The 24,208-nt window shown below is 68.4% G+C and carries 26 protein-coding genes and 1 tRNA gene; 26 read left to right on the top strand and 1 reads right to left on the bottom strand.

Annotated features, from left to right (window positions below; genetic code table 11):
* The first annotated feature begins 43 nt into the window (after positions 1–43).
* The 15 genes from ald (at position 44) to BA895_RS21950 (ending at position 13,460) form a co-directional block, all read left to right on the top strand.
* A complete protein-coding gene (gene ald / locus BA895_RS21880; RefSeq protein ID WP_070193987.1) occupies positions 44–1,159 on the top strand; it encodes an alanine dehydrogenase in 1,116 nt (371 codons plus the stop codon).
* A gap of 65 nt (positions 1,160–1,224) precedes the next feature.
* Positions 1,225–2,181 (top strand): site-specific tyrosine recombinase XerD, encoded by a 957-nt coding sequence (locus BA895_RS21885; protein ID WP_070193988.1) that lies wholly within the window; start codon positions 1,225–1,227, stop codon positions 2,179–2,181.
* A 74-nt stretch (positions 2,182–2,255) separates the two neighbouring features.
* Positions 2,256–3,338 (top strand): AAA family ATPase, encoded by a 1,083-nt coding sequence (locus BA895_RS21890; RefSeq protein ID WP_371327744.1) that lies wholly within the window; start codon positions 2,256–2,258, stop codon positions 3,336–3,338.
* Positions 3,339–3,454: 116 nt separating this feature from the next.
* The gene (locus tag BA895_RS21895; RefSeq protein WP_070194060.1) at positions 3,455–4,402 is read left to right on the top strand and encodes a ScpA family protein; all 948 of its coding nucleotides are present in this window, start codon (positions 3,455–3,457) and stop codon (positions 4,400–4,402) included.
* Entirely contained in the window at positions 4,395–5,060 is a 666-nt protein-coding gene (gene scpB, locus BA895_RS21900) for an SMC-Scp complex subunit ScpB (protein ID WP_070193989.1), read from the top strand. The genes BA895_RS21895 and scpB overlap by 8 nt, the downstream gene beginning before the upstream one ends.
* Complete coding sequence (locus tag BA895_RS21905; protein WP_070193990.1) at positions 5,057–6,010, top strand: pseudouridine synthase; 954 nt, start codon at positions 5,057–5,059, stop codon at positions 6,008–6,010. Before scpB ends, BA895_RS21905 begins: the two co-directional genes overlap by 4 nt.
* A gap of 133 nt (positions 6,011–6,143) precedes the next feature.
* Entirely contained in the window at positions 6,144–7,232 is a 1,089-nt protein-coding gene (locus BA895_RS21910; protein ID WP_070193991.1) for a prephenate dehydrogenase, read from the top strand.
* A 102-nt stretch (positions 7,233–7,334) separates the two neighbouring features.
* Positions 7,335–8,078: a (d)CMP kinase gene (gene cmk, locus BA895_RS21915; protein ID WP_070193992.1), complete on the top strand. Its 744-nt coding sequence runs from the start codon at positions 7,335–7,337 to the stop codon at positions 8,076–8,078.
* Positions 8,075–8,776, top strand: a complete 702-nt coding sequence (locus tag BA895_RS21920; protein ID WP_070193993.1) for a 1-acyl-sn-glycerol-3-phosphate acyltransferase — start codon at positions 8,075–8,077, stop codon at positions 8,774–8,776. Before cmk ends, BA895_RS21920 begins: the two co-directional genes overlap by 4 nt.
* 104 nt (positions 8,777–8,880) lie before the next feature.
* A complete protein-coding gene (der, locus tag BA895_RS21925) occupies positions 8,881–10,359 on the top strand; it encodes a ribosome biogenesis GTPase Der (protein WP_254666611.1) in 1,479 nt (492 codons plus the stop codon).
* 100 nt (positions 10,360–10,459) lie between these two features.
* A complete protein-coding gene (locus BA895_RS21930) occupies positions 10,460–11,395 on the top strand; it encodes a hypothetical protein (RefSeq protein WP_070193995.1) in 936 nt (311 codons plus the stop codon).
* The gene (locus BA895_RS21935; protein WP_070193996.1) at positions 11,392–11,742 is read left to right on the top strand and encodes a sulfurtransferase TusA family protein; all 351 of its coding nucleotides are present in this window, start codon (positions 11,392–11,394) and stop codon (positions 11,740–11,742) included. The genes BA895_RS21930 and BA895_RS21935 overlap by 4 nt, the downstream gene beginning before the upstream one ends.
* Position 11,743: 1 nt before the next feature.
* Positions 11,744–12,103, top strand: a complete 360-nt coding sequence (locus BA895_RS21940; protein WP_070193997.1) for a DsrE family protein — start codon at positions 11,744–11,746, stop codon at positions 12,101–12,103.
* A gap of 9 nt (positions 12,104–12,112) precedes the next feature.
* Positions 12,113–13,300, top strand: coding sequence for a radical SAM protein (locus tag BA895_RS21945; protein ID WP_139142830.1), 1,188 nt, complete (start codon positions 12,113–12,115; stop codon positions 13,298–13,300).
* Between the two features lie 86 nt (positions 13,301–13,386).
* Positions 13,387–13,460, top strand: a tRNA-Pro gene (locus BA895_RS21950).
* A 967-nt stretch (positions 13,461–14,427) separates the two neighbouring features.
* Here the strand turns inward: BA895_RS21950 and BA895_RS21955 are convergent.
* Positions 14,428–14,616, bottom strand: a complete 189-nt coding sequence (locus BA895_RS21955) for a helix-turn-helix domain-containing protein (protein WP_070193999.1) — start codon at positions 14,614–14,616, stop codon at positions 14,428–14,430.
* Between the two features lie 680 nt (positions 14,617–15,296).
* Here BA895_RS21955 and BA895_RS23325 point away from each other — a divergent pair.
* The 11 genes from BA895_RS23325 to BA895_RS22005 all read left to right on the top strand — a co-directional run bounded on the left by BA895_RS23325 (position 15,297) and on the right by BA895_RS22005 (position 24,202).
* Positions 15,297–15,755, top strand: coding sequence for a tyrosine-type recombinase/integrase (locus tag BA895_RS23325; RefSeq protein WP_175442414.1), 459 nt, complete (start codon positions 15,297–15,299; stop codon positions 15,753–15,755).
* Positions 15,756–15,816: 61 nt separating this feature from the next.
* Complete coding sequence (locus BA895_RS23330) at positions 15,817–16,245, top strand: helix-turn-helix transcriptional regulator (RefSeq protein ID WP_083283659.1); 429 nt, start codon at positions 15,817–15,819, stop codon at positions 16,243–16,245.
* 1,255 nt (positions 16,246–17,500) lie between these two features.
* On the top strand, positions 17,501–18,175 hold the full coding sequence (locus BA895_RS21965; protein WP_139142831.1) for a PKD domain-containing protein: 675 nt from the start codon (positions 17,501–17,503) through the stop codon (positions 18,173–18,175).
* 121 nt (positions 18,176–18,296) lie between these two features.
* Complete coding sequence (locus BA895_RS21970; protein ID WP_254666605.1) at positions 18,297–18,905, top strand: SAF domain-containing protein; 609 nt, start codon at positions 18,297–18,299, stop codon at positions 18,903–18,905.
* Positions 18,906–18,908: 3 nt separating this feature from the next.
* Entirely contained in the window at positions 18,909–19,700 is a 792-nt protein-coding gene (locus BA895_RS21975) for a hypothetical protein (RefSeq protein WP_070194001.1), read from the top strand.
* A 125-nt stretch (positions 19,701–19,825) separates the two neighbouring features.
* Positions 19,826–21,274 carry a CpaF family protein gene (locus BA895_RS21980; RefSeq protein WP_083283661.1) on the top strand — a complete coding sequence of 483 codons (1,449 nt, stop codon included), beginning with the start codon at positions 19,826–19,828 and terminating at the stop codon, positions 21,272–21,274.
* On the top strand, positions 21,271–22,140 hold the full coding sequence (locus BA895_RS21985; RefSeq protein WP_070194003.1) for a type II secretion system F family protein: 870 nt from the start codon (positions 21,271–21,273) through the stop codon (positions 22,138–22,140). The genes BA895_RS21980 and BA895_RS21985 overlap by 4 nt, the downstream gene beginning before the upstream one ends.
* Entirely contained in the window at positions 22,140–23,045 is a 906-nt protein-coding gene (locus BA895_RS21990; protein ID WP_070194004.1) for a type II secretion system F family protein, read from the top strand. The genes BA895_RS21985 and BA895_RS21990 overlap by 1 nt, the downstream gene beginning before the upstream one ends.
* Before the next feature lie 91 nt (positions 23,046–23,136).
* Positions 23,137–23,358: a hypothetical protein gene (locus BA895_RS21995; RefSeq protein WP_070194005.1), complete on the top strand. Its 222-nt coding sequence runs from the start codon at positions 23,137–23,139 to the stop codon at positions 23,356–23,358.
* Positions 23,355–23,774 carry a TadE/TadG family type IV pilus assembly protein gene (locus BA895_RS22000; RefSeq protein WP_083283662.1) on the top strand — a complete coding sequence of 140 codons (420 nt, stop codon included), beginning with the start codon at positions 23,355–23,357 and terminating at the stop codon, positions 23,772–23,774. The genes BA895_RS21995 and BA895_RS22000 overlap by 4 nt, the downstream gene beginning before the upstream one ends.
* Positions 23,771–24,202, top strand: coding sequence for a TadE/TadG family type IV pilus assembly protein (locus BA895_RS22005; RefSeq protein WP_070194007.1), 432 nt, complete (start codon positions 23,771–23,773; stop codon positions 24,200–24,202). The genes BA895_RS22000 and BA895_RS22005 overlap by 4 nt, the downstream gene beginning before the upstream one ends.
* Positions 24,203–24,208: the final 6 nt, after the last annotated feature.

Genomic DNA, 24,208 nt, shown 5'->3' on the forward strand with positions numbered 1-24,208 from the left:
GCGGGGCCGTGCACCGGTCACTCGAGCCAAGGAAGTGCATCCTATGAAGGTCGGCATCCCTCGCGAGGTCAAGAACCACGAGTACCGCGTCGCCATCACCCCGGTAGGGGCTCACGAGCTGACACAGCACGGGCACGAGGTGCTCGTGGAGAAGGATGCCGGCGTCGGCTCGCAGATCAGCGACGACGACTTCGTGGCGGCGGGAGCGACGATCGTCGACTCGGCCGACGATGTCTGGGCCGACTCCGAGATGGTGCTCAAGGTCAAGGAGCCCGTCGAGCAGGAGTTCCACCGAATGCGCGAGGGCCTGACCCTGTTCACCTACCTGCACCTGGCGGCCGACAAGCCTCTCACCGAGGAGCTGTTGGCGCGCAAGGTCACCGCGATCGCCTACGAGACGGTGCAGCTGCCCTCCGGAGCCCTGCCGCTGCTCTACCCGATGTCAGAGGTCGCCGGGTGCCTGGCGCCGCAGGTCGGTGCGCACTCGCTCATGCGGGCCCAGGGGGGGCGCGGTGTGCTGATGGGAGGCGTCGGTGGGGTGGCGAACGCCAAGGTCGTCATCATCGGTGCCGGCGTCTCGGGGCAGAATGCGGCGAACATCGCGCTCGGCATGGGCGCCGACGTCACCCTGCTCGACACCGACCTCGACAAGCTGCGAATGTCGTTCTGGCGCTACGGCAACCGGGTGCACGGGCTCGCCTCCTCGCAGCTGACCATCGCCAACCAGGTGCAGGAGGCAGACCTGGTGATCGGCGCTGTGCTCATCCCCGGGTTCGCCTCGCCCAAGCTCGTCAGCAACGAGCTGGTCTCGCAGATGAAGCCCGGTTCGGTGCTGGTCGACATCGCCATCGACCAGGGCGGCTGCTTCGAGGACTCGCACCCCACGACCCACGACGACCCGACCTTCATGGTGCACGGCTCCGTGTTCTACTGCGTCGCCAACATGCCGGGCGCCGTGCCCCACACCTCGACCTACGCCCTGACCAACTCAACCCTCCCGTACGCCGTCGCCCTGGCCGACCTGGGGTGGCGCGACGCCGTCTCGGCCGACCGGGCCCTGGGCTACGGGCTCAACACCCACGCAGGCCAGGTCACCTACGACGGGGTGGCCGCGGCCCACGGGATGACCTCGATCACCCTGGCGGAGGCACTGTCCTGACCGACGCCGCGACTTCCGACGGGCCAGGCCGGGCGCCGTCCACTGCAGCTGACCCGCCCAGCGCCATGGAGCGCGCGGTGCGCGGTTGGATCGCGCACGTGCGGGTCGAGAAGGGGGCGGCCGCGAACACGGTGAGCGCGTACGAGCGCGATCTGCGGCGCTACGTGGCACACCTGGCCGGCCGCGGAGTCGGCGATCCCACCCACGTCACCGAGGCCGACGTCGCCGACTTCCTCGCCGGGCTGCGAGAGAGCGGGCTCGCGGCATCCTCGGCTGCGCGCACCCTCGTGGCCGTGCGTGGGTTCCACCGGTTTCTCGCGCTCGAGGGCGACACCGTCGGCGACCCGGCCACGAACGTCGCCCCGCCGAAGCCTCCCTCCCGGCTGCCGAAGGCCATCTCGGTGCAGGCGGTCGAGCGCCTGATCTCTGCGGCCTCGGTCGGCGACACCCCGTCGGCGCTGCGCGACCGGGCCCTGCTCGAGCTGCTCTACGGGGTGGGGGCGCGCATCAGCGAGGCGGTCGGTCTCGACGTCGACGACCTCGACCTCGAGCTCGAGCGCGAGCGCGAGCCGGTCGGCGGGGCGGACGCCGAGGCGGGGGACCGCCGCCGAACCGGTCTGGTGCGACTGCGCGGAAAGGGCAACAAGGAGCGCATCGTTCCGGTGGGGCGCTACGCCACGTCGGCGGTCAGCGACTACCTCGTGCGGGGCAGACCCGCCCTCGCGGCGAAGGGCCCTGGGGGCCCGGCCCTGTTTCTCGGGCTTCGTGGTTCCCGCTTGTCGAGACAGTCTGCGTGGGCCGTCATCTCGCAGGCCGCCGAGCGAGCCGACCTGCGCCAGCACGTCTCGCCGCACACCCTGCGCCACTCGTTCGCGACGCACCTGCTCGACGGCGGCGCCGACGTGCGCGTCGTGCAGGAGCTGCTGGGGCACGCGTCGGTGACGACCACCCAGATCTACACGATGGTCTCGGTCGGGCGCCTGCGCGAGGTGTACGCCGAGGCCCACCCGCGCGCCCGCTGATAAGGTCGCACCTGATCAGCGCGAGGCTGGTCGGAGCACGACGGTGCCTGGGCGGAACGGAGTTGGAGCACCCGGTGAACGAGGAGTCGCACGACAACATGCACGATCACCGACCCGACCCGCAGGGTGTCCCCGCAGGTTCCCCGGTCACGGATGCCGATGGGCGCGACAGCGTGCCGGCCGAGGCCGAGCCGACGACGTCGACCAGGTCGACTCCAATGGCCGCGTCGACTCCAGCGCCCGCGTCGAACCAACCCACCCTCACCGGTGAGTCGCCGTCGGCGCACCTGCCGGGCACCGAGCGAGCCGGGGTCGGGGCCAACGGGCCCACCGGTCGACCCTTGCCCGACTTCCCGCAGCCGGCTCCGCTGAGCAGCCACGGGCCGGCCCGCATCATCGCAATGTGCAACCAGAAGGGTGGGGTCGGCAAGACCACCACGACGATCAACCTCGGTGCCGCGCTGGCCGAGCTGGGGCGGCGGGTGCTCGTCATCGACTTCGACCCCCAGGGCGCTCTCTCGGTGGGCCTGGGGGTCAACGCGCAAGAGCTCGACCTGACGATCTACAACCTGCTGGTCGAGCGCGGCCACTCGATCACCGACGTCATCCAGCACACCCGAACGCCGAACCTCGACCTCGTGCCCGCCAACATCGACCTGTCGGCCGCCGAGGTGCAGCTCGTGGGCGAGGTCGCCCGAGAGCAGATCCTCGCGCGGGTGCTGCGCCCGGTCGTCGACGACTACGACGTCATCCTCATCGACTGCCAGCCGTCGCTGGGGCTGCTCACGGTCAACGCCCTGACCGCGTCGCACGGCGTGATCATCCCGCTCGAGTGCGAGTTCTTCGCGATGCGCGGCGTGGCGCTGCTCGTCGACACGATCGAGAAGATCACCGACCGGCTCAACCCACGGCTCCAGGTCGACGGCATCCTCGCGACCATGTACGACGGCCGCACCCTGCACAGCCGCGAGGTGGTGCGCTCGGTCGTCGACCACTTCAGCGACCAGGTGTTCCACACCGTCATCAGCCGCACGGTCAAGTTCCCCGACGCCACTCTGGCCGCCGAACCCATCACCACCTACTCCTCCGAGCACTCCGGGGCCGCTGCCTACCGGCAGCTCGCGCGCGAGCTCATCGCGCGTGGTGGCGCGGCCTGACCCTCATGCCGGGCCAGAACGCCGCCGACTCTCCCGTGGCCGTCGCCGAGCGGAGTGTCCTCGACGACGGTTCCAGCGCCCCGCCCCGGCCCATAGACGGTCCGAAGGCAGCGCCGATGGTGCCGGGGGGAGTGATCACGAGGCGCACCGGCGCGCCCTTCGAGGTGCACCTCGACGTGTTCTCCGGGCCCTTCGACCTGCTGCTCGGCCTGATCAGCAAGCACAAGCTCGACATCACCGAGATCGCTCTCGCCAAGGTGACCGACGAGTTCATCGCCCACATCAAGGCGGCGCAGGCCATCGACGACGACTGGGATCTCGGCCAGGCCTCTGAGTTCCTCCTCGTCGCGGCCACCCTGCTCGACCTCAAGGCCGCCCGCCTGCTGCCCGGCGCCGGCCCGCAGGACGACGAAGACCTCGCGCTCATCGAGGCCCGCGACCTGCTCTTCGCGCGCCTGCTGCAGTACCGCGCCTACAAGCTCATCGCGAAGACCTTCGCCGATCGGATGGTGACAGCCGGCCGGCTCACGCCGCGACGCGTCGGGCTGGAGCCCCAGTTCGCCACCTTGCTGCCCGAGCTGGTGATCGCCGTGACGCCCGACCAGTTCGCCATGATCGCAGCGCGCGCCATGACGCCGCGCGTTCCGCCGACGGTGGGGCTCGACCACCTGCACGCTCCGCAGGTCAGCGTGCGCGAGCAGGCGACCATCATCGTCGACCGGCTCCGTTCTCGCGGTCATGCCTCCTTCCGCAGCCTCGTCGCCGACGCCGAGAGCACCTTGGTGATCGTGGCCCGCTTCCTGGCGGTGCTCGAGCTGTTCAAGGAGTCGGCCATCGCGTTCGAGCAGGCCGAGGCCCTGGGCGAGCTCGACATCCGCTGGACGGGCGCCGACGCTGGTGAGGTCGCGATCGACGACGAGTTCGACGACAGCGACGAGGCCGACGACAGCACCGAGGCCGACGACGGAACCGAGACGGGCGACGACGCGAGAGACCAGCCCAGCGACGCCGGAGATGACCAGGTCTACGACGCGACCAACCAGAGCAGGGGCCTTGATGACTGAGTCAGCACAGCAGGCCGAAGCCGTTCGTCAGCCGGTGACTGAAGCGTCACCCCAGTCCGGCGAGGTCGACCCCGACGATCAGCTCGCCTTCGACATCGACGCCTTCCCGGGCGGTGTGCGCTCGGCGCTCGAGGCCGTGCTGATGGTGGTCGACGAACCCGTGGCCGAGGTGGAGCTCGCCGCCGTGCTCGAGCAGCCCGTCGACGACATCCACGACCATCTCGTGGTTCTCGAGCGCGAGTATGCCGCCCAGCTGCGCGGGTTCACCCTGCGGCACGTCGCGGGGGGTTGGCGCTTCTACAGCCGCTCGGAGTTTGCACCGGTCGTCGAGAAGTTCGTGCTCGACGGGCAGCAGGCCAAGCTCACCCAGGCCTCGCTCGAGACGTTGGCGGTCATCGCCTACCGGCAACCCGTGTCACGCTCGAGGGTCAGTGCCGTGCGCGGCGTCAACGTCGACGGCGTCGTGCGCACCCTCCTCTCGCGGGGCCTCGTGGAGGAGGTCGGTGAGCCCGAGGAGAGTGGTGCCGTGCTCTACGGCACCACCACCTACTTCATGCAGCGCATGGGCCTGGACTCGCTCGACGACCTCCCGGCCCTCGCTCCCTATCTGCCAGACGTCGACGTCATCGACGAGCTCATCGAGGAAGGACACGCATGAGCGAGCACTCGAGATCACCCCGCCAACCGCGCAAGGCAGGTCGACCCGGCCAAGCCGGCGGCGGTACGGGCGGTCGCACGGGCGGCAAACACGCCAAGCCCGCCGACCGCCAGACCGGACGCGCCGGAAGCGGGCCCCGGTTCGCCGGTTCCACCAAACCGAGCCAGCCCACCCGGCTGCCCGAGCGCCGAGCCTCGTCGACCCCACCCGTCGACGTGCACGACCCCGACGGCGTGCGCCTGCAGAAGCTGATGGCCGCTGCCGGCGTGGGTTCGAGGCGCGTGTGCGAGAACCTCATCGCCGACGGTCGCGTCGAGGTCGACGGGCAGGTCATCACCGAGCTCGGTGTGCGCATCGACGCCAAGACGCAGACCGTGCACGTCGACGGTGTGCGCATCAACCTCGACGAGGATCGCGTCTATCTCGCGTTCAACAAGCCCAAGGGTGTCGTCACCACGATGCACGACGAGCTCGGGCGAATCTCGCTCGAGGACTACGTCGGCAACCGCGAGGAGCGGCTCTTCCACGTCGGTCGTCTCGACGCCGACACCGAGGGCCTGCTGCTGCTCACCAACGACGGCGACCTCGCGCACCGGCTGCAGCACCCGTCGTACGGCGTGCTGAAGACCTACGTGGCCACGATCCGGGGCCCGGTCAAGGGTGACGTCGGCAAACGGCTGCGTGAAGGGGTCGAGCTCGAGGACGGGCCGGTCAAGGTCGACTCCTTCCGCATCATCGACCACCAGCCGGGCAAGGCCATGGTCGAGGTCGTGCTGCACGAGGGCCGCAAGCACATCGTGCGCCGGATGCTGGAGGCCGTCGGCCATCCAGTGGTCGAGCTGGTGCGCACCGAGGTCGGCCCGATCCGTCTGGCCGACCTCAAGCTGGGGCGCATGCGTCGCCTGAACAAGGCAGAGGTCGGCGCGCTCTACAAGGCAGCCGATCTCTGACCCACCGGCTCAGCGGCCTCGGTTCGGGTGGGCGGCCGCGGCTTCCGCGGCGGCCCACCCCGAGTCGGAGGGGCCGACGATGGACGACGTTGCGGCGAGGTCGGGTGACCCGTGGAGTCGCTAGGGTGATGCCGTGATCCACGTTCATGTCGTCGGCACCGGGCTGATCGGTACCAGTCTCGGGATAGCACTGTCCGCCAACGGAACTCGGGTGACCCTCGAAGACCCATCGCCTACCGCGGTGCGGCTGGCGCGTGACCTGCTCGCCGGCGGGCTCGACGCCGACGGTGAGCCCGACCTGGTTGTCGTCGCTGCCCCACCTGACGTGGTCGCCACCGTCGTGGTGGCAGCGCTGCGTCGGTTTCCGTCTGCGGTGGTCACCGATGTCGCGTCGGTCAAGGAGTCGGTGCTGGTCGACGTGCTGGTGTCGGGGGCCGCCGACGGTGCGCTCGACGTGACCCGCTACGTCGGGTCACATCCCATGGCCGGCCGCGAACGGTCGGGCGCTGCGGCGGCCCGCGGTGACCTGTTCGACGGGCGCCCGTGGGTGATCGTGCCGCACGACCGGTCGTCGGATGCCGCAGTGCGAGCGGTTCGTGACCTCGCCACATCCTTGGGGGCGGCCGTGCGGGTGATGCCGGCCCACGAGCACGACGCGGCCGTAGCGGCCGTCTCCCACGTGCCACAGCTGGCGGCGAGTATCGTCGCCGCCTGCCTGCGTGACCTGCCCGAGTCGGCCGTCAGCCTGGCCGGTCAGGGTTTGCGCGACGTGACCCGCATCGCGGCCAGCGACCCGCGACTGTGGACCCAGATCATCGCGGGCAACGCCCTGGCCGTCCGCGACGTGCTGCGCCAGGTCAGCAGCCAGGTCGACCAGGTCGTGGGGGCGCTCGACACGCTCGTCGACTCTGACGGGGAGGGGTCGCTAGGCACCCTCAGCCGCGTGCTCGAGTCGGGCAACCTCGGCCACGCCCGCATCCCCGGCAAGCACGGGTCGGCGCCCGCCGTCTACGAGGTGGTGTCGGTGGTCGTTCCCGACGAGCCCGGAGCCCTGGGTCGGCTGTTCGGCGACATGGGCGCGGCCGGCATCAACCTCGAGGACCTGCAGCTGGAGCATGGGTTCGGGCAAGCCGTCGCCGTCGCCGAGATCTCGGTCGTGCCGTCGGCCGTCGAACCGCTGCGAGCCGAGCTGGCGCGGCTCGGCTGGCGCGTGCACGACTGAGCTCAGCGGCATCCGACCGACGTTCGGGCAGGCAAGCCCGGCTGCTCGGCCAGGGCTGGTCGCGTTGTCGTCGGCCACCGGGCGGCGGCTAGGCTGCCGCCCATGCCCGAGCCCGAAGCGACCATCCCCGACTCCTCCGGCCGCCCGGTCGGTGACGCACCTCTCGAGGGCTTCGTCATCGCCATCGACGGGCCCTCGGGCTCCGGCAAGTCGAGCGTCAGCAAGCAGGTGGCGCGCACGTTGGGCTACGGCTTCCTCGACACCGGGGCGATGTACCGGGCCCTGACCTGGTGGTGTCTCGAGCGGGCGGTCGACCTGACCGACGAGAGCGCCGTGCTCGCGGCCGCCCTCGACTTCCCGCTCGTGATCGGTACCGACCCCGACGACCCGAGCGTCACGGTCGACGGAACCGATGTCGCAGGCGCCATCCGCGACCCGAAGATCTCCACGCAGGTCTCGAAGGTGGCGGTCGTCGTGCCGGTGCGCGAGGTGCTTCGTGACCTCCAGCGCCGGCTGATCACGGCGGCGTCGGCCGCCGCCGGGGGAGTCGTGGCAGAGGGCCGCGACATCACCACGGTGGTCGCGCCCGACGCGTCCGTGCGTGTGCTGCTCACGGCGTCGGAGCAGGCCCGCCTCTCCCGACGCTCGCGCGAGCTGCATGGCGCCGACCATGCGGACGCGGTAGCTGCCACCCGTTCGCAGATCGTCGACCGCGACCGGGCCGACGCCACCGTCTCGCAGTTCACCGTGGCCGCCGACGGTGTGACCACCATCGACACCTCCGACCTCGACTTCGACGGGTCGGTCGCCGCAGTGCTCCAGGTCGTGGAGGCGGCGCTGTCGTGAACTCGGCGAGCCGGGCCGGCACCGTCGATGCCAGCCACAGCCCCAGCGCCCCGCACCCGAGGCGGGCGCAGATCGGGCGCTACATCGGCATCGGCATCTTCCACACGGCCTACCGGGGTCGGGCCCAGCACGCCGAACGAGTCCCGTTGAGCGGCCCGGTGATCCTCGTGGCGAACCATGCGGCGTTCCTCGACGGTCCTTTCGTCTTCTCGATGGTGCCCCGCCCGGTCAACTTCCTCGTCAAGCAGGAAGCCTTCACGGGGTTCTTCGGCGCCGTCATCGCCGGTGTAGGGCAGATCCCGATCGACCGCAGCATCGGCGACCGGGGCGCCCTGGCCACCGCGGCAGCCGTGCTCGAACGGGGCGGCGCGGTGGGCATCTTCCCCGAGGGCAACCGCGGCACCGGCAACGTCGACGAGGTCAACCAGGGGGCGGCCTGGCTGGCCCTGCGCACCGGTGCCGCCCTGCTGCCCGTGGCCGTCATGGGCACACGCACCGAGGGGGCGGGCGTCGACGCCTGGCCTCGTCTGCGGTCGCGGCTCGACGTCGTGTTCGGAAGCCCCTTCGAGCTCGATGTGCCCAGCGGGGTGCCCGGTCGGGAACGGCTGCGGCTGGCCTCCGAGCAGCTGCGCGAGACGCTCGCGTCACACGTGCGCCTCGCGCGGGTGGAGAATGGACCCTCAGCCGACTTCCACTGAGCGCGCCCCGTGCGCCCAGAAGGGGTGGCACCTGCCAGCGATTTGAGGACACCGTGACCGACGAGACCGCCCGCCCCACCGACGAGGGCGCTCCGATCTCGACCGTGGATGCCACCGTTGACGTCGCCGTTGACAGCCACGACAACGCCGATCACAAGGCTGTCGAGCGAGCGCTGCGCGCCGGCCTCGCCGAGTTCGACCTCGCGCCCGAGGACGAAGCGCTGCTCAGCGGCGAGGGCCCGGATGCCGCTGACGAACAGTCACGCGGCCCGTTGCCCGTCGTGGCGGTGATCGGGCGGCCCAACGTCGGCAAGTCCAGCCTCGTCAACCGCATCCTGCGCCGGCGCGAAGCCGTCGTCGAAGACGTGCCGGGGGTCACCCGTGACCGGGTGTCGTACGAGGGGGAGTGGGCCGGTCGCCGGTTCACGATCGTCGACACCGGCGGCTGGGAGGCCGACGCCACCGGCATCCACCTGCGGGTTGCCGAACAGGCCGAGATCGCGATCGAGCTCGCCGACGTCGTGATGTTCGTCGTCGACGCCACGGTCGGCTCGACCGACGACGACGAGTCGGTGGTGCGCCTGCTGCGCAAGGCCGACAAGCCCGTCGTGCTCATCGCCAACAAGGTCGACGACCAGCGCGGTGAGGCGGATGCCGCCGCGCTGTGGAGTCTCGGGCTCGGCCAGCCGTGGCCCGTCTCGGCCGTGCACGGGCGCGGGAGCGGAGATGCTCTCGACGCCGTGCTCGAGGTGCTCCCGGCCGTGTCGGCCCACGGGGCCTACGCGCAGGGCGGCCCTCGACGAGTGGCGCTCATCGGGCGACCCAACGTCGGCAAGTCGAGCCTGCTCAACCGGCTGGCCGGCGAGAACCGCGTCGTCGTCGACCCCGTGGCCGGCACCACTCGTGACCCCGTCGACGAGCTCATCGAGCTCGGCGGCACCACGTGGCGCTTCGTCGACACCGCCGGCATCCGGCGACGGGTGCACCAGACCCGGGGGGCCGACTTCTACGCCTCCCTGCGCACCCAGACGGCCCTGGAGAAGGCCGAGGTCGCTGTCGTGCTCATCGACTCCGAGGAGCCGATCGCCGAGCAGGACATCCGCGTCATCCAGCAGGTCATCGACGCCGGTCGGGCCCTCGTGATCGCGTACAACAAGTGGGACCTGCTCGACGAGGAGCGTCGCTACTACCTCGAGCGCGAGATCGAGAAGGAGCTCGTGCAGGTGCCATGGGCGCCGCGGGCCAACATCTCAGCCCGCACCGGCCGGCACATGGACCGACTGGTGCCAGCCATCGAGACCGCGCTCGCGTCGTGGGACACCCGTATCCCGACCGGGCGCCTCAACGCGTTCCTCGGTGAGGTCGTCGCCGGCCACCCGCACCCGGTGCGCGGCGGTAAGCAGCCCCGGATCCTCTTCGCCACCCAGGCCTCGACCCGGCCGCCGCGTTTCGTGATCTTCGCCTCCGGCTTCATCGAGGCCGGCTATCGCCGGTTCATCGAGCGACGGCTGCGCGAGCAGTTCGGCTTCGACGGCACCCCCATCGAGGTGTCGGTGCGGGTTCGGGAGAAGCGTCGCCGGTGACCGTTTGCTGAAGGATGCCGTACCGCCCGGCATCCGACGCGTCAGGGCACCGTAAGGCGGGAACCACCCGTCACACTCCGGGACGGCCTACCGTGAAGGCATGCAGTCCATGACGTGGCGACGGACCGGCTCGTTCCTGACGGGCGTGAGCGAGAGCGACCCGAGGTGGACCGCCCGAACCCTCACGGGGTTGCGCGTGATGCTTGGAGTGCTGTGGGTGACCAACGCCGGTTGGAAGACGCCACCCGACTTCGGCGCCAACGACAAGGTGCTGCTGTACCAGTACGTGACCGACGGCATCGAACATCCGGTTCTGCCCCCGTTCAGCTGGCTGCTCGAGCACCTCGTTCGCCCCAACCTCGGCGTCTTCGGGTGGGGCGTGCTGCTGGTGGAGCTGTCGCTGGGGGCGTTGCTACTGAGCGGTTCCTTCACCCGACTCGCTGCGCTGCTGGGAATCGGGCAGTCGATGGTCATCGGGCTGTCGGTACTGGCCACCCCGAACGAATGGCCGTGGTCGTACTACCTGATGATCGCGCTTCACCTGGTGATCTTCGTCTTTCCCGCCGGCCGGCACGGCGGCGCCGACGGTGCGCGAGCGGGGCTGACCGACGGTGTACTCAGCACACGCACGTGGGGCATCGTCGCGCTCGTACTGGGCGTCTGGGCCACGGCCTCGGCGGCCGCCGATGGCGATGTCGTGGGGGGCAGGGGCGCCGGGCTCGGGCTCGGTGACGCGATCAGCTTCGGCGGGTGGAACGTGCTGGGCGGAGTGCTGCTGCTCGCCATCGGAGCCTGTCTGCTGCTGTGCGTCCGCACTCCGGTGCTCGCGCGCGTCGCGGCCGGGGTGGCCGGCGTCGCGGCCCTGGTCACGCTTGTGCTGGACGGACGTGATGCCACCCTGCTCGGAGGCAACGGCTCGACGGTGTCGGTCTTCGCGGCCCTGTGCCTGGTCGCCGTGTATATCGCCCCCCTCCCTGCCTCCAGGGCCACCCGCTCAACGTCGAAGGCGGCCTCGACTTCGGACAGCCGCGCGTGACGGAGGCTGCGGGCTCGCCTCCAGCCAGCTGCTTCGACGGCGGCGACCTCGCCTGCGGTGAGCTGCTGCTCCGGTTGGTGGCGCACCTCAAGGGGTTAGCGCACGGCACGGTGGTGCGCGTGGTGGCCACCGATCCGGCCGCACCCATCGACATCCCCTTCTGGTGCCACCTGACGGGACATGTTTTTCTAGGCTCGGGTGAGCAACCTGATGGCCGGCCCTGTTTCGATCTCGCCATCAGCGCCAACGCCACCGCGACGCAGTCAGGTCGCCCGTGGCATGTCGAGCCTGCTTCTGCGCCAGCCCTGCACGAAGACGACCCATCCATCACCATCGAAAGGTTCTGACATGTCAGCCCTCGTCATCAATCTCACCCATTCCTCCGACGACGTCGACCGCACCAGCGTGGCCATGGTCGTCGCCGGGGCCGCCGTCGCGTCGGCCCAGACCACCACCGTGTTCCTGTCGTCCGAAGGCGTGCACCTGGCCAAGGCGGGAGTGGCGCAGACGCTTCACGAAGAGGGATTCGCCCCCCTCGGCGACCTGGTCAGCTCGTTCGTGGAGGCGGGAGGAGAGTTCCTGGTCTGCAGCCCGTGCGCCAAGAAGCGGGGTATCGGCGAAGACGACCTCATCGACGGCGCCAAGATCGTCGGTGGGGCCACGCTGGTGGCGCTTCTTGCCGATGGCGCAGCCTCGCTGTCCTTCTAGGGGCTGTCAATGATGCCCACGGGCTTACCTGCCCGCGGCGGGGCCGGCGCGGTCGAGTCTGGTTCTGCACCCCTGGCTTCGGGCGCTGCCTGGACGTCGGCCGCAGAGCTCGACGGGGGCACGCAGGACTGCGGCAGTGGTCTCCTGCTGTCGCTGACGGTGGCGATGCGTGCGATCGGTCAGGGGGAGGTGTTGTTGCTCCACACGGCCGAGCGGTCGGTGCTCGTCGACCTGCCGGCGTGGGCCCGACTGGCCGGTCATGGGCTCATCGATGTTCGGGCCGACGATGACCGAAAGGGCCCGTGGCATCTCGCCATCCGGCGCGGTGCCCCGGCGGGGGCCTCTGGCGCCGCAAGGGCGGATGCCGCTGAGACGGCATCCAGCAAGGGCCTCGCTTTCAGCCGTGGCGAGGCGACGCCCCTCGGCAGACGTCTGTGGCTCTACTCGAACTTCCACTGCAACCTCGCCTGCTCCTACTGCTGCGCCGAGTCATCACCCCAAGCAGCGCCACGGCTCATGCCTGTCGACCTCGCGGCCCGTGCGGTCGACGAGTTCGTCGCGCTGGGGGGCCAAGAGGTGCTGGTTACCGGGGGAGAGCCGTTCCTGCACCCCGACCTTGGCGACCTCGTCGCTGCGGTTCACCCCAAGGTTCCCGTGACGATCCTGACCAACGCCATGGTGTTCGGTCGTGGCGCCCGACGCCGAACCCTCGAGTCGATGGACCGAGATGCCGTGACGCTGCAGGTCAGCCTCGACTCGGCAGGACCGACGATCCACAACGACAACCGCGGGGCCGGATCGCACGAACGGGCTCTCGAAGGCATCAGTCTCGCTCGAGGTCTCGGTTTTCGAGTGCGGGTCGCGGCAACGGTCATGGAGTCCGATCTCGAGTCGGTACCGGCGTTGACCTGCCTTCTCGACGAGATGGGTATCCCCGCGGAAGACCAGCTCGTGCGACCGGTTGCGGCCGAGGGATTCGCTGACGTTGGTCAACACATCAGCCTGGACACCGTCGAACCAGAGCCGACCCTCACGGTCGACGGCGCCTGGTGGCACCCTGTGGCGGTCACGTCAGGCGCACTGAAGGTGGCCGACCAGCCTCTGCCCCTGGCCGAGGTGTACGACGTGATCCGCGACGTGCTGTCGTTCCAGGCCGCGTCATCGTCGGAGGGTCGGGAGGTCTTCCGCTGCACCTGAGCTCGCGGAGCACGGTGCCCACCGTTCTGGTGATTCGTTTCTGTGGCGGGCGTGCGCTAGGGTTTCGTTCGGCCCTTCGGGGCTCACGGGCTGTGGCGCAGCTTGGTAGCGCACTTGACTGGGGGTCAAGGGGTCGCAGGTTCAAATCCTGTCAGCCCGACGGGAGTTTATGCAGGTCAGAGGTTGGTAGGGTCGCGAAAAGTTGTGACCGTGCAACATACGTGCAAGAAGGGGCTGGGTTCTCCCAGCTCCTTCTTGCATTTTCCGGTCCAGATTGGCCCAGTCCGCTCGCCCAGATGCTTGGATAGGCGCGACGCTGGGCCGCGCACGAGGTGCACGAGGATGACCCATGCTGCGTGCCGCCTGGAGGCTGATCCTGATCGCCCGACACGGTGGCTGTGTCGGATCCGTATTGTCCGCCGCAGGCGCACCACGCTCGGCCGTTCATGGGCACCGAGGCTAGGTGCAGGGTCCACGCCCGATCCGGACCGTCTACGGCTCACACGCCTGCCTTCCAGCGCACAGGCCCCAAAAAGACCTTGGTGGTCCATGAAAGACGTCACGGCCTACCAGGGCACCATGCCACCTGCCGATGTCGGCAACGACAACCGGCCCGTCCACATCGGGTCACGACGGCGCGAGTGCGGGCCTGGCCGGGACCGAATGGCCCGCTGATGGTCGAGATGCAGCAGGCCGACTCTGGTAAAACCGTGAGCGCCTCAACGAACCGACCTGGTTAACAATAGTTTTCTCACAAGTCCCACTGGTAGCAGGCGCCGTGCCCTTCTCACCGCCACGCCACGCCATCACCTATCCGGGCGATCCTTAAGGTTCTGGCTCTTGGAAAAGCCCGTCAGGCCGAGGCTCCAGTTGACCTGGTCCCATGACGACAGCCGGGACAAGTGGCCGCGGAGGACGGATTGGGCCCGGTCGACACCGTGGCGGAAGCCTTCGCTGCCAAACACTCCGCGGCAGGCAGAGATGCCGAGACCGACGCGGCATTGTCGGTTCGGGCCAGCGAGATCGGCCAGGCGGGCCAGCCACGAATCGATGAGCGTGAATCCCCGAAATGCCGAGTCCCCGACTGGCTGGCACTTGGTCGACGAGGACCCTGACGTTCAAGTCGATTACCGGGTTGGTAGTCGAACCATCATGTTGTCCACATCGTTGGGGTCGACCCGCAGGATGCGGGGTCCGCTGCGGTAAGCCGCGAGGGTGCCGTTCGAGATGCGGCGGCGCAAGGTCTTGATGCTTAGGCCGGTGCGTTCTGCTGCGGCCGCGAGGGACTCGAACTCGCGTCGGCTGTTCTGGCTCATGGTGACCTCCCAAATCCCTAAGCCTGGCCCGGTGACCCCAGCGGTCATCGACGCTCGAGAGAGAGGGAATTTGGCCGCTCCCAGTACAAGGGAGTTGCCGAGCTTGGTTTCACGGCTGTCGCCGATGACCTCACCGCAGGTTGACGTCTGCCCGGGTCCACGCTGGCGCTGGCCTCGTTGTCGCTGTGGTTGTCCGTGTTCGGAGGCCTGGAGGCGTTCTGGTGCAGCGTGGAGCTCCTCGCCATGGACACCCGCAACTGCGACTGCTTGTCGACAGCTCCGTGTTCGACCACATGAGCAACACTCGCTTCCACCATGTTCATGATCTTCTCGGCAGACCTCAACGTGTCCCTCCTGGGGGTGGTAGGCGCTTACGCACGCCACCGCACCCCAGGAGGGGCCTGTACCGCGGGGCTTGGTCAGGAGCAGACGAACTCGTGTCGGGCAGATCCCATGACTGCCAACGGGCACTTTTCATGGCCGCTACCGGGCAACTACATGACCGCCTTCGGGCAGTTTCCCCTGGCCGCTGTCACGACGGCACTTTGCGTGTCCAACGAGCTGTGCAGCGGCAGACGTAGGAGCACGGATGTCCGGTCGGGCCTAACGTTCCGCAGTCCGCGCGCGACCGGATGAGAGGGGCAGATTGTCCTGACCGACGGAACTGGGGTATTCGTTTGGTGACGAAAACCAATGCGTCAAGACGCTCCATCTCGCTGCCCCCGCCCCTGGTGGAAGAACTACGGTTGCAGCGCCGTGAGCCGCTGCAGGAGAGCCTGCGCCTCGGCCCGGCCTTTCTCAGAACGACAGATCTGGCCTTCCCCGACAAAGCCGGTGGGCCGATGGACCCGGCTCGTGACTGGCGTGAATGGAAGGCGCTACTGACAGCCGCCGGAGTTCGTGATGCGCGACTACACGAGGCCCGACGCACACCAGCGACCCTGCTTTTGGTTCAAGGCGTCGACCTACGAACAGTTATGGCCATCATGGGATGGACAGAGATGGCAACGGCCCAGAGATACGCGCACGCGGTGGACGAACTCCGCGTCGAAGGGGCACGCAGGATGGGGGCTGCGCTGTGGCCCGACGCCCTGATCCAGGTCGCCACCTTGCCCCGCAACGAGGCGACGATCAAATGAGTGTAGATATCCGCGGCTCGCCTGCGGCAAGTCGCATCACCGGGGCCTTAGGGTGGGGTCGATGCGTCGCCAAGAACCGACTGTTGATCCCCAGGCTTTGCGGGCAGCTCGTGTCCGGCAAGGGCTCACGCAACACGAGCTGGCCCGATTGATCGGTGTTGCGGGTGGTGAACGGGTCTCCCGTTGGGAACTCGGCACCTCCGCCCCCCGCACGCTGGTGCTGACACGGCTGGCGGCAGCCCTCGGCGTGAAACTCGGCGATCTGCTCACCCCAGACAGCGATGATTCCGGGCTTCGCCGCATGCGCCTGCTCGTCGGGCTGACACCTCGCCAACTTGCGGATCGCGTCCACGTGTCTGTAGCGAACATCCAGCGATGGGAAGCGGGTCGGGTCAAACGTCTTCCGCCGCCACATGTCTTGAAGCAGCTGGCCGCAGCCATGGACACCACGGTCAGCGAAGTTGAGCGCGCGTTCCTGCGTCACACATGACGACGGTCAGACCATTGAGGGAGTACTAGTGACTGACCGGCCCGTCACCGTCCGCAACGGCAACGCACGATCGGCAGCTCCTCTGCGGGAGTTCATCGACCCGGATCGCACTGCTCCACAGCGACGCCGTGCCTGCGGGTTATCCACAGGTGTTTTTCGAGTCTCCACATTGCGACGCCGCTGTGGTCCGATGGGTAGGCGCAGACCTGGACCATCCTTAAGCGAATCGGGTCGCACAGGTCACCCGCCTCCAAGGCCGGGGGGGCCGTTTTTAGGTTCTCGGCTGTGGTGCGATCCGATGTAAGGGCACTAGTGTTTCAGTCTCGATTTTGCTCTCAAGTGACCGCCAGGGGTACTCGCGCGGGCTTCCCATAGAGATCAAGGAGCAACGAATGAAGTGGACCCGAGCAACCGTAACGGCTCTCACCGCCGCGTCGATCGCGACTGCCGTCGGTGCATGCTCGGGTGGTAACGGGTCGGAGAAACCCACCCGATCGACGGCCTCGGCCCCCTCGACGACCTCCCCAGCTCCGAGCGTGAGCGCGGTCACGACGGCCAGCCCCTCCACGGCGTACGACCCCAACTCACCACAGGAGCGGGCCAAGGAGATGGCGCGGGCCTACTTCGAGGTGAGCGACGCATGCTTGCAGGAGCCATCGAAAGCAAAGGCAACGTGCTTCGACAGCGTAGCCACTACGTCAGCGCTTAACGATCTCCGAAGTGCTCTCAGCTCGGCTCAGGCTGCGCAGACGAAACAGATCGGGTTTCTCCAGGTGGTCTCGACCACGCTTCTTAAGACTGATCTAACCAACAAGCCGAAAGAATCGCCTCCTACGGTGCCAAATCTGACGTTCGGTGTCTGCTACGACGTGAGCAAAGTTAATGTCGTTGACTACAGCGGTAAGTCGATTGTTCCACCTGACCGCAAACCTCGCGCAATCGAGAATGTGATAGTCGTCAATTACAAATACCCCGACCCCACTCAATGGCGAGTCGGGTACGTCGTTCCCACAGGAAAATCATGCTGACGCGCGTCAGGGCGGCCTTGGTCGCGTCGACAGTCTTATTCGGGCTCACGCTTATCGCTCCGACTGCTGCGCACGCTGCCCCCCCAGCATGTAAGAAATTCAACGAGCGTGGCATATGCATCCTCTGGATAACCCTGCCGCCGACACCACCACCTCCGCCTAGACCGCCCGGCTCGAACCCGCCTCCGGTAATCAAGCCCCCAGGGGGCGGCGGCAAGCCTCCGGTGGTGGAGCCGATCTTTATCGACTACGTGAAATGCACTCCCGCAGGAAAATCTGACCCGCAACCGCTCCAAGGGGATCCCGTGTGGAAAGGACATAAAGGCGGCGCGATCTACGACTGCATCGTCGGACCACGCGTCGTAAATCAGGTGTTCGTCGCGGGCTACACGATCTTCTTCTGGTCGAAGACCGGACCGAAAGCGCCGCCACCACCGGACCCGCGAGACCTCGCACAGGATGCGGTCGCCACGATGGACCTGCAACCGATCACGATTGGGGTTGTGCCGCTGCCCAAGCCCGGTTCAATCGGTTTGGTGGGGCTCCCGAACTACATGTGGGTGAGGGAGCCGACCCCCGGCACCTACGGGCCGATCACGCGCACCGCGTCCGCTGGCGGGTACACCGTGACGGCTACAGCTCGCGTCGCGCGGGTGGTTTGGGATATGGGCGACGGGCCTTCGATTACGTGCGGTAAGGGCACCCCGTACGAGTCCCGGTTCGGCAAGCAGAAGTCCCCGACCTGTGGGCACGTCTACACCCGCCAGGGCCGCTACCCGGTGACGGCTACGTCGTACTGGGTCATCGATTGGGCCGGGATCGGCCAGGCCGGGACGATCACGCTTGACCTGACCCAGAACGCGACGCTGACCATCGGTGAGGCCCAGGTGATCAGCCAATGATCAACACATCAGGCGGGGGAGACGGGCGATGACGGCAACAACCGACGCCATCAAGACGAATCAGAACGGCATCCAGGCGTCGAGCGGCAAGGGTGCTCCGACGAAAGAGCGCCCGGGGACGGTGGAGCCGGCTCCGAAACTGCGCCGGCGGCCGATGTTGGTTGCGGCGTCGGTGGCGGCTGTCGTTCTGGGCGCGATGTTGGGTGTGTGGACCTGGACGTCGGTGAGCGACGCACAGTCTGTGGTGGCGGTCCGGAACACCATCGCCCGCGGCGCGACCATCGCAGAGAACGACCTCATCACCGTCCAGGTGGGTGTCGACCCGAGTCTAAAGACAACACCAGGCGGCGATCTGCGCAAGCTGATCGGCCAACGTGCAGCAATGGACATGTCCGCCGGGAGCCTGGTCACCGCAGAGGACGTGGCCCCAACGGTGATCCCACCGGCAGGACAGTCAGTGGTCGGTGTGGCCTTACCGGCGTCGTTGCTGCCAGGGGAGCCGCTGCGGGCCGGGGACCAGGTGCGGGTGGTCAGCACGCCGGGCGCCGACGGCAACGTTGCCGCCGGGCCGCAGGTGCAGATCGCGGCAACCGTCGTCAGCCTTCACCCGGGCGCCGACCAAGGCAAGATCGTGGTCTCGGTGCTGGTAGGCCAAGACAAAGCCGCAGAGCTTGCGGCCCGGGCCGCCACCGGCCGCGTCGCGATGGTGCTCGACCCGCGGGAGCGCTGAGGAATGGCGCTGATCGTGTTGGCTTCCGCTTCCGGTTCCCCAGGGGTGACCGCGTCGGCTCTGGGGCTGGCCCTGACGTGGGATGCGCCCGTGTTGTTGGTCGAGGCCGACCCCACCGGGGGATCCTCGATCCTGGCCGGGTACCTGCGGGGACGGACAACCCCGACCGACTCACTGATCGATCTGGCGCTGGCGCACCGGCAAGGGTTGCTCTCGGAGGCGCTCCCCGAGGCGACGGTGACAATCGAAGACACCCAGGTGTCACTGCTGCCGGGCACTCGTTCACACACCCAGGCGCGCAGCCTGGTGCCCCTGTGGCAGCCACTCGCGGCCGCGTTGAAGGGCCTTGAGCGCACGGGCCAGGACGTGATCGTCGACGCCGGCCGGCTTGGGCTGGCGGGTTCACCAGAGCCACTGCTGTACGCAGCCGACCTGTGTTTGTTGACGATGAGGTCTGATCTGGTGGCGTTGTCCGGAGCGCGGTCCTGGGTGGAAACGCTCCAGGCCGGGTTCGAAGGGGTGGGGGGCTCGTCCTCTCTGGGGATCCTCATGGTCGGCGAAAATGACCCGTACACCGCTGGGGAGGTCCACAAAGTCCTTCGGGCCCCAGTGACAGCGTCACTGGCTTGGGATGAACCCGCAGCCCGGGTGTTCGCCAAGGGAGGGAGCGCGCCGCGACGTTTCGACGGCTCGGCGCTGGTGCGCAGTCTTAAGGCCGCGCACGCCGCCATCACCTCGACCGTGACGGCGAACCGTGCGGATCTGGTAGTGCCGGTTGTAGGGAGCCCAGTATGAGCAGAAGCAACAACCAGAGACCGCAGGTCACGAGCGACCCGGCCGACCGAGCGGACCCTACGTCGCTGCCGCTGTTCGCGGTACCGGGACCACCCCGCCCGGGCCGGGTGAGGGGTTCGTTTTCGATGAACCACCCGGCCGACTCCGACGGGCCGGCCGCGCTCAGACACTCCCCGAGGTCACAGCCGAGTGAGCCGATGCCGGTGCACCGGGCGCGGCATTCGTACAACGAGGGCCTGGACTGGGACCTGATCGCGGTTCTGCGCAAACAGGCGTCGGCGCGCCTCAGTGAAGTGAACAGAGACGACGGTGGACACCTGAGCAAGAAAGAACAACGCGAGCGCGGCCGGGCCATCATCCTCGAGCTCCTCAATGACGAGTCAGCCGTGAGGATGACCGCGGGGGAGGAGTCCTGGACCCTGGCCGTCCAGGAGCAGATGGCCGAAGCGTTGGACGCCGCGTTGTTCGGGATGGGGCGTCTGCAGCCGCTCCTTGATGACGACCGCGTAGAGAACATCCTGATCGCTGGGCACGCCCGCGTCTGGCTCGAGCTGGCCGGAGGGCGCCTGGTCAAGGGGCCACCGGTGGCCAGCAGCGATCAGGAGCTGATCGACTTCCTGGTGTTCCTGGCCTCGCGGTCAGAGGCCAACGCGCGACCGTTCAGCGAATCCGAGCCGCGCCTACACCTGCGCCTGGACGACGGATCCCGGTTGGCTGCGGTGGCCTGGGTGCACCCGTTCCCGTCCGTGGTCATCCGCCGGCATCGCCTCAGGAAGGTCAGATTAGAGGACCTTGTCGACTCGCAGACGTGCACCCAGCTGGCCGCCTCCTTCCTGGCGGCCGCAGTCAAAGCCGGCCGGAGCGTCGTGGTCACCGGCGCCCAGGGGGCAGGCAAGACAACGGTCGCGCGTGCGTTGTGCGCAGAGATCCCGAAACGGGAGATCATCGGCACCTTCGAGACCGTCTACGAGCTGCACCTGCACGAACTGGAGGACCAGCACGACATCGTCTTCCCCTGGGAAGCGCGGCCCGGGTTCGGCGAACGCGGCCCTGACGGGAAGAAGGCGGGGGAGTTCACCCTGGCCGAGGCCCTGATCGACTCGTTCAAGTTCAACATCAGCCGCCAGATCGTCGGCGAGGTGACCGGGCCGGAGATCCTGGCCATGTTCAAGGCCATGGAGTCCTCCAACGGGTCCATCTCCACCACGCACGCCCGCAACGCCGTAGGTGCGATCGGGAAACTGGCGACGTGCGCCCTGGAGGCCGGCCCTCAGATCACCTACGAGTACGCGATCCGGCAGATCGCCGCGAACGTCGACATCATCGTCCACGTCGCCATGGACAAGAGCGAGCTACCCGACGGCTCAGCACAGCTGTCCCGGTGGGTGTCGGAGATCATCGTGGTCACCCCGGGCGAGAAGGAACTGGGCTACGCAACGACGACGGTTTTCAAGGCCGGACCACACAGCCGAGTGGCGACCCCGAACGTCATGCACGATGACTACAAAGAGCTGGAACAGTGGGGCTTTGACCTGACCGGCTTCTACAGCGAACGCGGCGAGGCCGCGTCGTGACCGCGCTGATCCCAGCCCTGGCGGGTGCGCTGATCGTGGCCGGCCTCCTCGGGGCCGTCATCGGCCTCCGGGGCACGCCACCTCGGCCACCCGCGCCCGGGCGCAACCGCATCCCCGGGGCCCGGCGGTACGGAGCCCTGACCCGGCGAACACGGTTGCTGCTGCTGGTAGGGCTGGGAATCGGCGCAGTGGTCGCCCTGCTCACCGGGTGGGTGGTGGCCCTGCTCATCGTGCCGGCCGCGTTGGCCGGCCTGCCCTACCTGCTCTCTTCCCCGGAAGCCGGGGACAAGATCGCTCAGCTCGAGGCGCTGGAGGAGTGGACCAGGTCGTTGGCGGGCCTTCTTACCGCCGGCGCCGGCCTCGAGCAGGCCTTGATCAGTACCCTGCGTTCTACCCCCGCCCCGATCCGACCCGAGGTCACCCGGCTGGCCTCCCGTCTGCGGGCCCGGTGGGGCACCGAGGACGCCCTACGCGCTTTCGCCGATGAGCTCGACGATGCCACCGGGGACCTGATCACCGGCAACCTCATCCTGGCCGCGCGCCGTCGCGGTCGCGGCGTCTCGAACGTCCTGGACGCCTTGGCTGAGTCCGTAGCCAGCGACGTGCGGGCCCGACGAGAGATCGAGTCCGACCGCGCCAAGCCCCGCTCCACGGCCCGCTGGGTCACGATCATCACCATCGGCGTGCTGGCCTTCCTCGCGATCACGGGGGAGTACGTCGCCCCGTACGGGTCACCGTTCGGGCAGGTGCTGCTCACGATGCTGCTCGCCCTCTACGTAGCCACCTTGATCTGGATGAAGCGGATGGCAGCCGGGGAGCGGCTGCCCCGGTTCATCGGGGCCGCCGCCGCTGAAGCGGCCCGCTGATGGCCACCGGACTGCAGCTGGCCATCGCCGCTGGGGCCCTGATCGGGTTAGGAGTGGCGTTCTTGATCTGGCGGCTCGCGCCCGCCGACCCCGACCTCGGTGAGGCGCTGAGCCGGCTCACGCCGCAGACCCGGTCCGGCGGGACCCGGCTCAGCATCGATGCCACCGACACCCGGGAGCGTCTCGGGCTGTGGGCCATGAAAGCGTTGCCCGCGGGAACCTGGGGAACCGTCCCCACGAAAGAGCTGGCGATCATGCGGATCTCGTTGAGCCGGTTCTACGGGGAGAAGATCCTCTACGCCCTGGTAGGTCTACTCGTTCCGCCGGTACTGACCGCCCTGTTCACCGTCCTGGGTCTGGGTCTGCCGGTGGTGATCCCGGTGCTCGGCTCGCTCGTCCTGGCGATCGTGATGTTCTTCCTGCCGGACTACAACATGCGCGACGAGGCGAAGAAGGCCCGGGTGGAGTTCTCCCGGGCACTGGGGGCCTACATCGACTTCGTAGCGCTGGAACGCCGCGGCGGCGCCGGGCCCCGGCAGGCCATGGAGGTCTCGGCCGAGGTCGGGGACAGCTGGGTGTTCCGCCGCCTGGGGGAGGAGCTGGCCCGCACCCGCTGGTCCGGGGTCACCCCCTGGGAGGCCCTGCGCGGGCTGGCCGACGAGCTGGGCCTGCCCGAACTGGAGGACCTGGCCGACATCATGCGCCTGTCCGGCGAGGAAGACGCCCAGATCTACACCAACCTGCGGGCCCGGTCCGCGTCCATGCGCGCCGCCATGCTCGCCGCCGAAAAGGGCAAAGCCAACGAGATCGGGGAACGCATGTCGATCCCGATGAGCATGCTCGGCGTCATCTTCCTCGCCATCCTCGTTGCCCCCGCTCTCCTTCGGGTACTCGAGGGCAGCTGATGACCCGTACGGCGCCCAACCACGCCCACGGCCCACTCACCGCCGTGGGACCCACACACCACAGCATGGCCACCACCGAAGGGGAAGAACAATGATCCAGTTGGCAGCTACCTTGCACACGCTCGGGGTCCGGCTCACCGACACCGTCCAGGACAAGGTCCACCTGATCAAAGGCGACCGAGACCGCGGGTCGGTGACGATCGAACAGGTCCTCTGGGCCGTCGCCGTGATCGGCATCGTCGCCATCGTCGTCGGGGCGGTCACCACCTATGTTCGCAGCCAGAGCAGCAAACTCGGTGGCACCGGCGCATGAGAGCGCCCCGGCCCACCGCTTCGCCCAGCCACCGTTTGGTGGCAGGGGGGCGTGATCGCGGGTCGGTATCGATCCAGATGGTGACCATGCTGCCGCTGCTGTTCACGGTCATGTTCCTGGGCATGCAAGGAGCGTTGTACTACCACGCGCGCACCGTCGCGATCGCCGCAGCGCAGGAAGGGGCTCGCGTCGCTGGCAGTGAGGGCGGAACCGGTAGCGAGGGCGCCGCCGCCGCTACTGGGTTCGTTGCTGACGCCGGCGGTGACGGGGTCATCCGGTCCGCGTCCGTCAGCAGCCAACGCAGCGCCACCACGGCCACCGTGACCGTGCGCGGCACGGCCATGAGCGTCATCCCAGGCTGGGCTCTGGCGATCAACCAGTCCGCAGCCGTCCCCGTCGAGAGGATCACCCGATGAACATCCTGCGCGGGGAGCGGGACCGCGGCTCAGCCGTCATCGAAACCGTCATCGGCGTGCCAGCCTTCATGCTGTTCGTCGGGTTGATCTTCTTCGCCGGCCGGATCGCCATCGCGAACCAGGCCGTCGAGTCCGCCGCCAACGAGGCCGCCCGGACCGCGTCCATCGCCCGAACCCAGGAACAAGCGAGCTCCGACGCGGCCGCGGCCGCGGCCACCTCCTTGTCGAACCAAGGGGTGGCCTGCGTGAGCCGGGAGGTGTCAGTTGACACCACCGGGTTCGCCGCGCCGGCTGGAACCCCGGCGCAGGTCACGGCCACGGTCACCTGCCAGATCAACCTCGCTGACCTGGCCTTGCCGGGGCTCCCGGGGACCAGGACGCTCAGCGCCACGATGGGCTCAGCCATCGACAGCTACCGAGAACGGTGAGCACGC

It is taken from the genome of Humibacillus sp. DSM 29435, from assembly GCF_001758225.1.
Lineage (GTDB): Bacteria > Actinomycetota > Actinomycetes > Actinomycetales > Dermatophilaceae > DSM-29435.

Excerpts from the sequence above, each read along its gene's own strand:
- ald (WP_070193987.1), top strand. The coding sequence starts at position 44 with ATGAAGGTCGGCATCCCTCGCGAGGTCAAGAACCACGAGTACCGCGTC.
- BA895_RS21885 (WP_070193988.1), top strand. The coding sequence starts at position 1,225 with ATGGAGCGCGCGGTGCGCGGTTGGATCGCGCACGTGCGGGTCGAGAAG.
- BA895_RS21895 (WP_070194060.1), top strand. The coding sequence starts at position 3,455 with ATGGTGCCGGGGGGAGTGATCACGAGGCGCACCGGCGCGCCCTTCGAG.
- scpB (WP_070193989.1), top strand. The coding sequence starts at position 4,395 with ATGACTGAGTCAGCACAGCAGGCCGAAGCCGTTCGTCAGCCGGTGACT.
- BA895_RS21905 (WP_070193990.1), top strand. The coding sequence starts at position 5,057 with ATGAGCGAGCACTCGAGATCACCCCGCCAACCGCGCAAGGCAGGTCGA.
- cmk (WP_070193992.1), top strand. The coding sequence starts at position 7,335 with ATGCCCGAGCCCGAAGCGACCATCCCCGACTCCTCCGGCCGCCCGGTC.
- BA895_RS21930 (WP_070193995.1), top strand. The coding sequence starts at position 10,460 with ATGCAGTCCATGACGTGGCGACGGACCGGCTCGTTCCTGACGGGCGTG.
- BA895_RS21940 (WP_070193997.1), top strand. The coding sequence starts at position 11,744 with ATGTCAGCCCTCGTCATCAATCTCACCCATTCCTCCGACGACGTCGAC.
- BA895_RS21945 (WP_139142830.1), top strand. The coding sequence starts at position 12,113 with ATGATGCCCACGGGCTTACCTGCCCGCGGCGGGGCCGGCGCGGTCGAG.
- BA895_RS21955 (WP_070193999.1), bottom strand. The coding sequence starts at position 14,616 with ATGAGCCAGAACAGCCGACGCGAGTTCGAGTCCCTCGCGGCCGCAGCA.
- BA895_RS23330 (WP_083283659.1), top strand. The coding sequence starts at position 15,817 with ATGCGTCGCCAAGAACCGACTGTTGATCCCCAGGCTTTGCGGGCAGCT.
- BA895_RS21975 (WP_070194001.1), top strand. The coding sequence starts at position 18,909 with ATGGCGCTGATCGTGTTGGCTTCCGCTTCCGGTTCCCCAGGGGTGACC.
- BA895_RS21980 (WP_083283661.1), top strand. The coding sequence starts at position 19,826 with ATGAACCACCCGGCCGACTCCGACGGGCCGGCCGCGCTCAGACACTCC.
- BA895_RS21990 (WP_070194004.1), top strand. The coding sequence starts at position 22,140 with ATGGCCACCGGACTGCAGCTGGCCATCGCCGCTGGGGCCCTGATCGGG.
- BA895_RS21995 (WP_070194005.1), top strand. The coding sequence starts at position 23,137 with ATGATCCAGTTGGCAGCTACCTTGCACACGCTCGGGGTCCGGCTCACC.
- BA895_RS22000 (WP_083283662.1), top strand. The coding sequence starts at position 23,355 with ATGAGAGCGCCCCGGCCCACCGCTTCGCCCAGCCACCGTTTGGTGGCA.
- BA895_RS22005 (WP_070194007.1), top strand. The coding sequence starts at position 23,771 with ATGAACATCCTGCGCGGGGAGCGGGACCGCGGCTCAGCCGTCATCGAA.